General features: G+C 66.2%; 7 protein-coding genes and 1 pseudogene. 5 read left to right on the top strand and 3 right to left on the bottom strand.

Going from position 1 to position 12,747, the window contains the following annotated elements; translation table 11 throughout:
* Nucleotides 1-54 precede the first annotated feature (54 nt).
* Nucleotides 55-948, bottom strand: a pseudogene (locus tag H9638_RS14445) (proteasome assembly chaperone family protein); the annotation flags it as partial.
* A gap of 216 nt (nucleotides 949-1,164) precedes the next feature.
* Between H9638_RS14445 and H9638_RS14440 the strand changes: the two are divergent.
* From H9638_RS14440 to H9638_RS14420, 5 genes are all read left to right on the top strand, one after another.
* Nucleotides 1,165-2,691 carry a leucyl aminopeptidase gene (locus tag H9638_RS14440; RefSeq protein ID WP_191748521.1) on the top strand — a complete coding sequence of 509 codons (1,527 nt, stop codon included), beginning with the start codon at nucleotides 1,165-1,167 and terminating at the stop codon, nucleotides 2,689-2,691.
* 193 nt (nucleotides 2,692-2,884) lie between these two features.
* The gene (gene lpdA / locus H9638_RS14435) at nucleotides 2,885-4,267 is read left to right on the top strand and encodes a dihydrolipoyl dehydrogenase (protein WP_066301204.1); all 1,383 of its coding nucleotides are present in this window, start codon (nucleotides 2,885-2,887) and stop codon (nucleotides 4,265-4,267) included.
* A 119-nt stretch (nucleotides 4,268-4,386) separates the two neighbouring features.
* Entirely contained in the window at nucleotides 4,387-6,123 is a 1,737-nt protein-coding gene (gene sucB / locus H9638_RS14430) for a 2-oxoglutarate dehydrogenase, E2 component, dihydrolipoamide succinyltransferase (RefSeq protein ID WP_191748519.1), read from the top strand.
* A 135-nt stretch (nucleotides 6,124-6,258) separates the two neighbouring features.
* On the top strand, nucleotides 6,259-6,606 hold the full coding sequence (locus H9638_RS14425) for a hypothetical protein (protein ID WP_191748517.1): 348 nt from the start codon (nucleotides 6,259-6,261) through the stop codon (nucleotides 6,604-6,606).
* A gap of 196 nt (nucleotides 6,607-6,802) precedes the next feature.
* The gene (locus tag H9638_RS14420) at nucleotides 6,803-7,231 is read left to right on the top strand and encodes an OsmC family peroxiredoxin (protein ID WP_191748515.1); all 429 of its coding nucleotides are present in this window, start codon (nucleotides 6,803-6,805) and stop codon (nucleotides 7,229-7,231) included.
* A gap of 75 nt (nucleotides 7,232-7,306) precedes the next feature.
* On the opposite strand, the gene H9638_RS14415 is transcribed toward H9638_RS14420, so the two are convergent.
* Together H9638_RS14415 and H9638_RS14410 are read right to left on the bottom strand one after the other, a co-directional pair.
* The gene (locus H9638_RS14415) at nucleotides 7,307-10,825 is read right to left on the bottom strand and encodes a S41 family peptidase (protein WP_191748513.1); all 3,519 of its coding nucleotides are present in this window, start codon (nucleotides 10,823-10,825) and stop codon (nucleotides 7,307-7,309) included.
* Nucleotides 10,826-10,835: 10 nt separating this feature from the next.
* Nucleotides 10,836-12,737 carry a serine/threonine-protein kinase gene (locus H9638_RS14410; RefSeq protein WP_191748511.1) on the bottom strand — a complete coding sequence of 634 codons (1,902 nt, stop codon included), beginning with the start codon at nucleotides 12,735-12,737 and terminating at the stop codon, nucleotides 10,836-10,838.
* Nucleotides 12,738-12,747: the final 10 nt, after the last annotated feature.

Here is a 12,747-nt window from a genome sequence, read left to right as displayed (position 1 = left end):
ATCCTGGCCCAGCGCATCCAGCAGCGCCTCTGTCTCTTCCTCAGCCTGGGGGCTGGCGAGGTACGCCTCCACTGCGGCACCGAGCTCTTCGGCGTCGGGAAGCTCATCATTGTCCTTGACCAGCAGTGAACGCCGGGACGTGCTGCCGGTGAACTCGTCGTACCGGCTTTCCAGGGTGGCGACGACGCCACGGACCTCCGCGGAGGCTTCGACCTGTTCGGCGATCTGCTTTTCAACCTCGCGGCCGGACTCCCGGAGCCGGTCAGTGGGCAGGACGAGATTTGCGGCCGCCCCAAGATATTCAAGCGCCGCGACGGCAGCGGGCGGAAACTCGGCGTCGGAGAGGTAGTGGGGCACATGGACCACGTGGCCAATGACGTCGACTCCGGCCTCGGAGAGCCGAAGCTCCAGCAGATGCCCGACGGCGGCCTGGATCTGGGCGGTCGGCTTCCAGGAGCTGATTCCCTCGATCAGGTCCGGCCGGTTGCCGTGGGCGGTGACGCCGATCGGCCGGGTGTGCGGCACCGGCATCGGAACGGAGTGCACCCAGGCCACCAGCGAAACCTCCAGGGTCTCCACGATCCGCAGAACAGCTGCCGTGAACCGTTCCCATTGGAAGTCCGGTTCAAATCCGGTGAGGAAAAGGAAAGGCTCCCCCAGTCCGTCATAGAAGCGGTGCAGCTCGATCCGTGGAGGCTCGTATCCGGTGAAATGGTCTTCCACGAAAGTCAGCTGCGGGCGGCGGGCCCGGTAATCAATGAGCTGGTCGGCGTCAAACGTCGCCACCAGCTCGTGCTCGAGGTTCTCGAACAGTTCGTCACGCACCTGGGTGACGACGTGGCCTGCCTCGCCGAAACCGGTAAACCCGGCGATCAGCCGAAGTCCCCGCAGGTCAGCGGAATCGGCCAGTTCCGGGTTCAGGTTAAACAGGGTCAGCGGATCAAGCATGTTCTTACCTTCCTGCAACTCGTCCCGTTTGGTCGGCGGGCGGCGCTGTCTAAAACAAGCGCGGTGTTGTCAATCCCTTACTACAGGGTAAACGCCAGCAGGGACCCGATTCATTCCGGACCACCGGGCGGCGTCCCGGCGGTCCCGGCCCGGAGAGACTACGATCGGTACAGCAGAGCATTACCAAACAGATATAAGACGTGAGGATGAAGCTTCGTGAGCAAAGCCAGTGAGCCGGACCTGCAGGTGGTTTCCCGGGATGCGCGCAAGGTAGCAGCGCAGGCCCTGGTAGTGGGGGTCGGGCAAAGTCCGGATGGCCCCGTGCTCGTCGACAGCCCGCTCTCACAGAAGGCTTCCTCCGCCCTCGCCGGTTCCTTTTCCCTTCTGGGGGTCACCGGCGCCCCGGACCAGGTGATCCGGATCCCCGGCCTTCCGGAGCATGATGCCCAGATGCTGGTACTGGCCGGACTTGGACCGGTTTCCGCCGGCGAATCCCTGAGCACCGAAACCCTCCGCCGGGCCGCGGGCTCCGCCGTCCGCCAGCTCGCCGGAACCTCGAGCGTGGCCCTCGCGCTCCCCGCTGCGACCGTCGACGATGCAGCGGCTGTCGCAGAAGGCGCCCTGCTTGGCGCCTATAGCTTTACGGAGTACCGCAGCGCGAAGGGTTCCAAGGTCCCCGCCCCGGTGTCCGCGGTTACCGTGGTTACCGCTGCCGCGGGTGATGCAGCCCTGAAACCCGCTGTTGAACGGGCCCGCATCCTGGGCCGGGCCGTCAACGCCACCCGCTCCCTGGTCAATCAGCCACCCAGCCACCTCTACCCGGAGAGCTTCGCCGCGGCTGCCCGTGAAGCGGCCCGGTCGCTGCCGGTCAAGGTGACGGTGTGGGACGAGAAGAAACTGGAACGTGAAGGCTTTGGCGGAATCCTCGGCGTCGGCAAGGGTTCCGCCCGTCCGCCCCGCCTGGTCAAAGTCGAATACGCCCCCGCCCGTCCGAAGGCGAAGCTGGCCCTGGTGGGCAAGGGAATCACCTTTGATACCGGCGGAATCTCCCTGAAGCCCGCCGCGGGCATGCAGGCCATGAAATCCGACATGGGCGGCGCCGCCGTCGTACTGAACGCCCTGCTGGCCGTGGCTGAACTGGGGCTGCCCGTCAAGGTGACCGCCTGGCTCTGCCTGGCCGAAAATATGCCTTCAGGGACCGCGCAGCGCCCCTCCGACGTCCTGACCACTTACGGCGGGCGCACCGTGGAGGTCCTCAACACCGATGCCGAAGGCCGGCTGGTCATGGCCGATGGCCTGGTTGCCGCCAGCGAGGAAGCACCGGACGTCCTGATCGACGTCGCCACCCTCACCGGAGCCCAGATGGTCGCCCTGGGCAACCGCGTCTCCGCGGTCATGGGTGAAGACGGCGTCCGCGACGCGGTGAAAGCCGCCGCGGACCGCGCCGGTGAGCTGTTCTGGCCCATGCCGCTCCCGGAGGAGCTGCGCGCGAGCCTGGACTCACAAACCGCGGATCTCGCGAACATCGGCGAACGGTTCGGCGGCATGATGACCGCAGCCGTCTTCCTCCGTGAGTTTGTCGGCGAAGTCGACGGAGTAAAGATCCCCTGGGCGCACCTGGATATCGCCGGACCCGCGTTCAACGAGGCGGCACCGTACGGTTATACGCCCAAGGAAGGCACCGGCGTCGCGGTCCGCACACTGGTTGCCTACGCCGAAGACGTTATATCGCGTTCGGTATAACACCCATAGCTGTAACCTGCGCAACTCATTAGACAATTGTTGCGCGTGTTTCTCCTTACAATCCTTATTCCGCCGCCGTAGCTGAGTGGCTGAGGAACAAAGGGGGAGATAGTGTGAGACCTGATCACAACCGCCCAAATCACTAACCGACGCGCCCTGAGTGCGTCAACCGATTACGCGAGGGAGCGTCCACGTGGCCGATAAGGCAACTGCGCAAGAATTCGACATCCTGATCCTCGGAGGAGGCAGCGGCGGATACGCCGCGGCACTCCGGTCCGTGGAACTGGGTTTCTCCGTTGGCCTCATTGAGAAGGGAAAGCTCGGCGGCACCTGCCTGCATAACGGCTGTATCCCGACCAAGGCCCTGCTGCATTCGGCGGAAATCGCCGAAAATGCAAAGACGGCGGAGAAGTACGGGATCAAGGCCACGTTCGACTCCGTGGACATGAATGCAGTGAACTCCTACAAGGACAACATCATTGCCGGCAAGTTCCGCGGCCTGCAGGGCCTGATCAAGTCCAAGGGCGTCACCGTGATCGAGGGCGAAGGCCGTCTCACGAGTGAAAAGACCATCGAGGTGAACGGCGAAACCTACACGGGTTCCAACATCATCCTCGCCACCGGCTCCTACTCCCGCTCACTGCCGGGCCTGGAAATCGGCGGCCGCGTACTGACGTCGGACCAGGCGCTGAACCTGGACTACGTCCCCAAGAGCGCCATCATCCTCGGCGGCGGCGTCATCGGCGTCGAATTTGCCTCGGTCTGGAACTCCTTCGGCGTGGACGTCACCATCATCGAGGGCCTTCCCTCCCTGGTCCCCAACGAAGACGCGGCCATCATCAAGAACCTGGAGCGCGCCTACAAGAAGCGCGGCATCAAGTTCAACACCGGCACCTTCTTCGACAAGGTCGAGCAGAACGACGACGGCGTCAAAGTCACCCTCGTGGACGGCAAGACCTTCGAAGCGGATCTGCTTCTGGTCGCCGTCGGCCGCGGTCCCGTCACCGCCAACCTGGGCTATGAAGAGGCCGGCCTCACCATGGACCGCGGCTTCGTTATCACCAACGACCGCCTGCACACCGGCGTGGGCAACGTCTACGCCGTCGGCGACATTGTTCCCGGCCTGCAGCTGGCACACCGCGGTTTCCAGCAGGGCATCTTCGTAGCCGAGGAAATCGCCGGCCTGAAGCCCGTTGTCGTCGAAGACGTCAACATCCCGAAGGTCACCTACTGCGAGCCGGAAATCGCTTCCGTGGGTCTCACCGAGGCCAAGGCCAAGGAAAAGCTCGGCGCCGAGAACGTGCAGGTCCAGGAATACAACCTGGCCGGCAACGGCAAGACCTCCATCCTGGGCAGCTCCGGCCTGATCAAGATGGTCCGGGAGAAGGACGGCCCCATCATCGGTGTCCACATGATCGGCGGCCGCATCGGCGAGCAGATCGGTGAAGCACAGCTGATCGTGAACTGGGAAGCGTACCCGGAGGATCTGGCCGGCCTGCTCCACGCCCACCCCACCCAGAACGAAGCCCTCGGCGAGGCTGCCATGGCCCTGGCCGGCAAGCCGCTGCACGGCTGACACAAAGCAAGTATTCCCTGGTGCACCCGGCAGCATTGCCGCCGGGTGCACTAGGCTCAAACCAACCAGCACCAGCGGCACGGCTGGTCAAAGAACTAACAAGGAGAAACGGGGACAATATGTCTGAAACCGTGAACTTACCCGCGCTTGGTGAGAGCGTCACCGAAGGCACCGTTACCCGCTGGCTGAAGCAGGTGGGCGATACCGTCGCCGTAGACGAGCCCCTGCTCGAAGTTTCCACCGACAAGGTCGACACCGAGATCCCCTCCCCCGTAGCCGGCGTCATCGAGGAAATCCTCGTCGCTGAAGACGAGACCGCCGAGGTCGGCGAGGCACTCGTCCGCATCGGCGACGGTTCCGGCTCTTCGGCCTCCTCCTCCGATGCCCCGGCAGCGGAAGAGCCGGCCAAGGAAGAAGCTCCGGCCCCGGAAGCTCCCGCAGAAGAGGCCGCCCCGGCAGCACAGGATTCCGGTTCGTCCGATACCGGATCCGGCTCCGGCGACAGCACCGAGGTCACCCTGCCCGCCCTCGGCGAGAGCGTCACCGAAGGCACCGTTACCCGGTGGCTGAAGGCTGTCGGCGACGATGTTGCCGTGGACGAGCCGCTGCTCGAGGTCTCCACCGACAAGGTAGATACCGAGATCCCCTCCCCCGTCGCCGGCAAGCTGCTGGAAATCCGGGTGAACGAAGACGATACCGCTGAGGTCGGCTCCGTTCTGGCTGTCATCGGTTCCGGCTCCGCCGCGCCGGCGAAGGCAGAACCGAAGGAAGCCGAGCCGGTTGCTGCCGCGCCGTCGACGGAACGCGAAGAGCCGGTCGCCGAGCCGAAGCAGGCAGCTGCCAAGGAAGAGGCCCCCAAGGCCGCTCCGAAGGAAGCGCCCAAGCAGGAAGCTGCGAAGGAAGAGTCCGCAGGCTCCGAAGGCACCTACGTCACGCCGCTGGTCCGCAAGCTGGCCAACGAGCACGGCATCGACCTCGCCGCCGTCAAGGGCAGCGGCGTTGCCGGACGCATCCGCAAGCAGGACGTCCTGGCTGCTGCTGAGGCCAAGAAGGCTGAAGCCCAGGCTGCTCCCGCCGCTGCCACCTCCGGAAAGCCGGCCCCGGCCGCCAAGATCAGCGAAGAAAGCGCCAAGCTGCGCGGCACCACGGTCAAGGCTCCCCGGATCCGGCAGACCATCGCCCGCCGGATGGTCGAGTCCCTGGATACGTCGGCACAGCTGACCCAGGTCCACGAAGTGGACATGACCCGCATCGCCGCTCTGCGCCAGCAGGCCAAGGCCGGGTTCAAGGCCCAGAACGGTGCCAACCTGACCTTCCTGCCGTTCATCGCCAAGGCTGTCGTTGAGGCACTGAAGCAGCACCCGGTCCTCAACGCCGCCTACGATGCCGAGAAGCAGGAGATCACCTACCACGACGCCGAGCACCTGGCGATCGCGGTGGATACCGATAAGGGTCTGCTGGTTCCGGTCATCAACGACGCCGGGGACCTGAACATCGCCGGCCTGGCCAAGCGCATCGCCGACGTCGGGGCACGCACCCGCAACAACAAGATCGGTCCGGACGAACTGTCCGGCGGCACGTTCACCATCACCAACATCGGCAGCGTCGGAGCCCTCTTTGACACGCCGATTATCAACCAGCCCCAGGTCGGCATCCTGGGCACGGGCGCGATTGTCAAGCGTCCGGTGGTCCGCACCGATGCGGACGGCAATGACACCATTGCCATCCGCTCGATGATGTACCTCTCCCTCACGTACGACCACCGCCTGGTGGACGGTGCCGACGCCGGCCGCTTCCTGCAGACCCTGCGGGCACGGCTGGAAGAAGGCAACTTCGAGGCAGACCTGGGCCTCTAAGCCAGCGAACGACGGCGGGCGGTTCCCTTTCGGGGCCGCCCGCCGTCGTCGTTAAGCCGCCTCTTTTCTACCCGTTGTAGAAGTGTTATGCAGAGAATTGCGTTCCGCTGACACAGTGTCGGTAAGATCGAGACCATGGACTTCCTTCACAATTTCCTTGTCTTCCTGCACATCCTCGGCGCCGCCATGATCGTGGGCATCTGGATTTCCCGGATCAAGAACCCGACCGTGATGCCCGGCCAGTTCCACGCTGCGCTGCTGCAGCTGCTCACCGGCATCCTTCTCGTTGGAATGAACGAGATGGGAGACGGCGACATCAACTACGCCAAAATCGCCGTTAAGCTCACCATCACGGTGGTCGTCACGGTTCTGGCGTTCATCGGCCAGCGCAAGTACAAGAAGGACCAGCCCGTTTCGCGCACCCTGGCCAACGGCGTTGGCATCCTCGCCGTGGTGAACATCGCTGTGGCCACCATGTGGTAACTGCCATCTCTTCATTGCCTTGGCAGTAATTTCCGGGTTCCTCCCCTCCGCTTTGGAGGGGAGGAACTCTTTTTAAGCCATCCCTCCCGATGCGCGCCCAAGCTGCGCGGGGTCTGGTTCCTGCACGGATGACCTGCAAGGATGGGCGGCAGCGGCCGGGACACCGCCCCGAGCCCATCCCGAATTAGGAGCATCCATGGCTACTGTCCGCGCAGCCCACACCGTCTGGCACGGCGATCTTCTCCACGGCAAGGGTGAAGTCACCCTCGATTCGTCCCATCTGGGCACCTACGACGTCACCTGGAAAGCGCGGGCGGAGGAAGCCGAGGGCCGCACCAGCCCGGAAGAGCTCATCGCCGCCGCGCACTCCGCCTGCTTCTCCATGGCCTTCAGCCTTGCGCTGGCCGACGCCGGCAAAACCGCCGACCGGATTGAAACCTCTGCAGAAGTCACCTTCGTGCCGGGAACCGGCATCACCGGCAGCCATCTGCGGGTCTCCGCGGTGGTTCCCGGGCTGACGGCGGAAGAATTCGCCGACCTTGCGGACTCCGCCAAGACGGGCTGCCCGGTATCCCAGGCGCTGGCCGGCATCAGCATCACCATGGAGGCATCGCTGGAGTCCTAGCGTCCCCGCCTGCCGCAACTGTCAGAGGACCCCTCCCCGTCAGGGAAGGGGTCCTCTGCCATGCGGAAAGCCGGGCTAGGATTTCGCTGCCGTGTCCTGCGGACGCGGCGGCAGCGGGGCCGGGCGGAGGCTGGGATAGCCCTCCCGCGCCGGCGGCTGATCCGTCGGGAGCTCGGAAAGCATCTCCTTGAGGATTCCCACGCCGTGTTCGAGCTGCGGGTCCTCCCCCGCGGCATAGGCATGCGGCGGGTAGGGAACTTCGATGTCCGGCTCTACGCCGCGGTTCTCCACACCAAAGCCAATTCCGCCGGTGAACCAGTAGGCGTAACGCGGCTGCGTCACTCCGGTGCCGTCCGCCAGCGCAAAGCGGCCGTCGATCCCGACGACGCCGCCCCACGTCCGGGTGCCAATGACCGGGCCGATCCCGCGCAGCTTCGCAACCTGGGTCACAATATCGCCGTCGGATCCGGCGAATTCGTCCGTCAGGAGAACGACGGGACCGCGCGGCGACTGGGCCGGATAAGTGCCGGGCTGCTCGCCTCGCGGAAGGCTCCAGGCCGTGACCTTGCGGCCGATCAGTTCCGCCACCAGCTGCGAGGTGTGTCCGCCCCGGTTGTGCCGGACGTCGATGATCAGCGCGTCCTTTGCCGCTTCGCTGTCCAGGTCGCGGTGCAGCTGGGCCCATCCGCTGGCGACCATGTCCGGAATGTGGAGGTACCCGAACCTGCCCTCCGAGGCGCTGCGGACCGCCCTGCGGTTCCCGTTGACCCAGTTCTGATAGCGCAAACGCTCCTCACTGCGCAGCGGGATCACCGCGATGCGGCGCTGACCGGGGGCTGAACCCTCCTCCGGCCGGAGTACCGTCAGTTCCACAACCCGGCCGGCCGCTCCCACCAGGAGTGCAGCAGGCCCCTTGTCTGCCGGTACCGGCAGTCCGTCGACAGCCGCAATAATGTCCCCCGGCCGGACGTCTGCTCCCGGTGCGCTGAGCGGCGAGATGGCCTGGGGATCCGAGGACTCAGGGTCCAGGATCCGCACGACTTCCCATCCTCCAGGGCCCGGCCGCAGATCGGCCCCCAGGAACCCCTGCGCACCGGCGCCGGCCTCGGCAACGGATGCCGGAGTGACGTAGGCATGCGAGGTGCCCAGTTCCCCGTGCAGTTCCCAGAGCAGGTCCACCAGGTCGTCATGGGAACCAAGGTTCTCCACCAGCGGCCGGTAGCGCGCATGCACCCCGTCCCAGTCCAGGCCACCCATGTCAGGAGTCCAGAAGAAGTCGCGCTGCAGCCGCCAGGCCTCATCGAAGGCCTGCCCCCAGACCTTCACCGGTTCCAAAAGGACCCGGATGCGCGACAGGTCGACGTCGGTGCTCTCGGCGGAGTCCTCGTCGGCGCGCGTGGTGGCGGGAACAGCACGCAGCCGGTGCTCATGCTGCAGCAGCACGGTGCTGCCATCCCCACTGAGTTCAAAGTCCCCGAGTGCCGGCACCAGCACGGACACTTCCTTCTTAACCAGATCAAAACGCTCAAGCCGTTTGCCCGGAGTCCGGTCGCCGGAGCTCGCCCGGCCATCACCCGTCACGCCATAGACGTCCTCGGCGAGCCACAGCAGGGCGCCGTCTGCCGCCCGCAGCTTGGAGTAGCGTCCCTGCGGAACCGGTACGGCAATAAGGCGCTCTGCCAGGCGTTCCCGGTCTACCCGGACCTCCGTTGATTCGCGGTCTGCGCCCTCAGGATCATCGGATTCCACGGCACTGTCGACCGGTTTCGGCTGCTCCACGACATGGGCAGCCGGTCCGAACGGAGAGGGAGTGGCCGCTGCCAGCGCCACCATAAAGGGCTTGGTTGAGGTGGGGAAACCAAGGTCGAAGCCATGGGTGTCGTAGACCGGGTCAAAGCTGCGCTCGGAGAGGAAGGCCAGGAAGCGGCCGTCCGGGGTGAAGGAAGGACTGTGGTCATGGAACCGTCCGTCGGTCACGTCCTGGGTCTCCGGCGCGGAGCCGGCCGTTTCCCGGAGCCGGATCCGGGAGCGGGCACCTTCGCCCACAACGGGCTCGACCCATGCCAGCCAGCGCGAGTCCGGGCTGAAAGCAAGCTCTTCGACGGCGCCGTGCCCCTCGTCCGCGATGAGGACGAGCTCACGGGTGTCCACATCCAGCAGGTGGACCTGCCCCTTCTCGGTTGCAACGGCCACCAGTTTCCCGTCCGGACTCGGAAGCAGTTCGGCGGTGCGGGTGGGAACCTCGAAGGCGATCCGGGATACACCGGTCTCCATAGCGGTGTCCTGCGACACCAGTACGGCTTCGGACGCACCGGCGCCGTCGGCGGAATCAGCGCCGGTGTCATGTACAGCCGTCTGGCGGACTTCCGGGCCCGCGGTTTCGACCACCGGCTTGCCCAGCGTGCGGCCAGCCGCGGACACAGGCCTTGGCAGCACCGGCTGCTCGGGTGCGGCGGCAGGTACAGGAGGCGCAGCCGGCGCTGAGACCTGGTGGCCGGACGGCAGGGAGGCGAAAACGTCCTTGATGAACAAGGCTTCTTCGTTTCCAGGATCGGCCACAAAGACAGCCCGTCCCCCGGGCAGCGGGCGGCCCAGACGCGCACGAACGCCCGCAGTTGCTTCGATGACGCGTGAGGGACCGTCCTTGTGCGTCAGCCAGTGAAGAGTTCCGTGGCTTTCGACAACACTGGACTTGCCTTCGGTGTCGGGCATGGCCGCCTTGAGGTGGCGTGCGGCGTTGAGCGGGTAGGGCCGGCGTCCGGTGCCCGCAGAACCCAGGCGGATATTCAGTTTTGCTGGTTCGGAGTCTAAGTCCTCCATCAGCCACAGTTCCCCGGCGGATTCGAAGATGATGCGGGTCCCGTCGCTGGATGGATGCCGCACATAGAAATCCTGGAAGTCCGTGTGCCGGCGCAGACCGGTGCCCTGGGGCGTGACCGAATAGATGTTGCCGTAGCCCTCATGGTCGGAGAAGAAGGCGATCCGGCCCTGCACCCACATCGGATACGCCAAGTTACCGTCCAGTTCAGGCACCAGGCGGGTGAACTCGCCGTTCCCGTCAGCGTCTATCCAGAGCTTTCCGGCTGTTCCGCCACGGTAGCGCTTCCAGCGGGCCGGCTCGCGGCTAAGAACCGAGCCGATGACCAGGGGGCGTTCATCGCCCAGCGCCGGCCCCTCGGCGAGAGTGTCGAGCGGACCGTAAGGCAGGCGTACGGGCGAGGAGCCGTCCAGCGGCACCTCATAAGCCCACCGCAGCCGGAAATCCTCAAATTCAAACGGGCTGGTGGCAATGACTTTCCCGGCGGGACTGAAGCCGCGCACCCGTGTGTTCTGGTTGCCCCAGAACGTCAGCTGGCGGAAATCTCCTCCCTCGGTATCGGCGGTGACCACTTCCGGGGCACCGCCCTGTACAACCGTCCACGCAATCCGTGACCCGTCAGGGGAGAACTTCGGGTTCCGGGCCGGCAGCTGCAGGGAGGAAACACGCCAGGCCCGGCCGCCGGAAAGCGGGGCAACCCAAACGTCATCCTCAGCCACAAACGCAACGCGGTCGCCGTGGAGGTCGGGATAGCGGAGGTAAGGAGTTGAACTCATACTCCCGATCCTATCTTTGTGCACCCCCGCCAGGTTCAAGCCCCGCCGCGGCAGGAAGCACCCTTGCAATCCTCCACCCCTCATCAGTCCGCACCAGTTCGAGGACAAGTTCCTGCCGTCCGGCCGTTCCCGGGGCTGCCGTCGGGACGCCGTCTGCCCCCATCTGGACGTACGCCGAATTCTCGGTGGTGACCGCCACCTGCTCCCCCGGATCCGCGCCAATGAGGAAGCCGCCAAGCCGCTTCGCCTGGACCACCTCGACCTCCAGTCCCGCAAGCCGCTCGCCCTGGCTGTGGAGCAGTTCCACGCCGGCGAGGTCGGCCGCTGCCGCGGCAGAGTCCGGCTGGTTGACCCAGGAAAGAAACGCCGGATCGCCTTCCGCGTAGGCCCGGGCGCGGAGTGCGGAGAGCATCCGCACTGCCGCCACGGGATCCTCCCCGGCCAGCACAGCCAGTTCTGCCTCCGCCGGCGAGCCGGATCTCCCCGTCTCAGCTGCGGGACTGGGGTCACCGGCGGGACTGGGGTCACCGGCGGGATTGGGCGCTTCCAAGGCACCAGGACCGGACTCCTCGAGAGCATTGGTGCCGCCGGAAGCCTCACGGGAAGCCGGTATCGGTGCCTCGTCCGAGGGGCGGAGCACTTCCGGCGCCAGGACGGCGACCCCGCCAAGACCTGCCGTCAAAGCCACGAGGACAGACGCCGCGCCAAGCCAGACCGGATTCCGGGCAGGCCGCCGCCCGGAGCGGCGCTTGGGCTCCAGCTCCGCCCGTGCCGGTGGTGCCGGTGCCCGTGGCGCCGGTGGTGCCGGTGCCCGTGGTGCCGGTGCCGCAGATCCGTAGGCTCCGCTCCCCCGAACCGGGTTCCACCCCGGCAACCGGCTCCGACGCTGGGGCCGGCCCGTTTCCTCCCATGGCGGCGTCCTGCTTCTACGCCGTTTCCGCAGCCGAAGGCGCCTTCCGGGTTCCTTCCCCTGCGCCAGGACGCTCCGGCGGGTCCGCAGTTCAGGACGCACGCTGGGATGCACCGCTGCCAGGAGATCGATTGGTTCGGCCGGCCAGGCCCGGAAAACCTCCGCGGCAAACTTCGCCGCAGCGGGACGCTGAGCCGGGTCCTCATCGAGGGCAGCGTCAAGCAGTATCCGCAGCTCCGCCGGCAGCCCGGGCAGCGCCACACGAAGCGGAGGCCGCAGGCCAGGCACCAGCGCCCGGCCGGTCAGCATGAACCAGCCCAGCGCGCCGAGGGCGTATACGTCTGCGTCCAGGGCGGCGCCCGCCGCCCGCCCGTCCGGCTTCATCCCGGGCGCCTCGAACCCCGGGGTTCCCACGCCCGCCTCCCGGCCTTCCCCGAGCATCCGGCTGGTTCCAAAGTCAGCCAGCAGCGGTTTGCCGTTCGCGGTAAACAACACGTTGCCGGGGGAAACATCGCCGTGCGCGGATCCCTCAGCATGCAGACAGGCCAGGGCGCGGGCCACGGCGACCAAAACCGTAACAGTCTCGCCTTCACTCAGTGTTTTTCGCACCGCAACCAAACGGGCAAGGCTGGCCCCTGGCGCGTACTCCAGCAGCAGTCCCGGCCCGTCGGCCGTCGCCAGGAATCCGTGAACCTCCAGCAGATTCTCATGCCGCAGCCGGGAGCGGATAGCCAGCTCCCGCCGCAGCTCAAACTCGTCAGCCGTGGCGCCGTACGGCATTTTGAGGGCAAACCGGGCGCCGTCGACCGTTCGTTCCGCAAGCCAAACCGCCGCGCTGCCGCCCTGTCCAAGGCACCTGCCGATCCGCCAGCCGGCGTCGTTCACCGAAGGACGGCGCGCTTCCCCCGGGAACTCTGCGGCTCCGCCGGCGTCCGGCAGCACGCCGGAAGACGGGTTAACCGGCCGGCCTGCATCCTGGCTCTCCTGCCCTGCTGTTTCCATGCCGACAGTT

It is taken from the genome of Arthrobacter pullicola (assembly GCF_014836875.1).
Classification (GTDB): domain Bacteria; phylum Actinomycetota; class Actinomycetes; order Actinomycetales; family Micrococcaceae; genus Arthrobacter_B; species Arthrobacter_B pullicola.
Note: the sequence above shows the minus strand (reverse complement) of the source record. Positions and strands in the feature narration are given on the sequence as shown.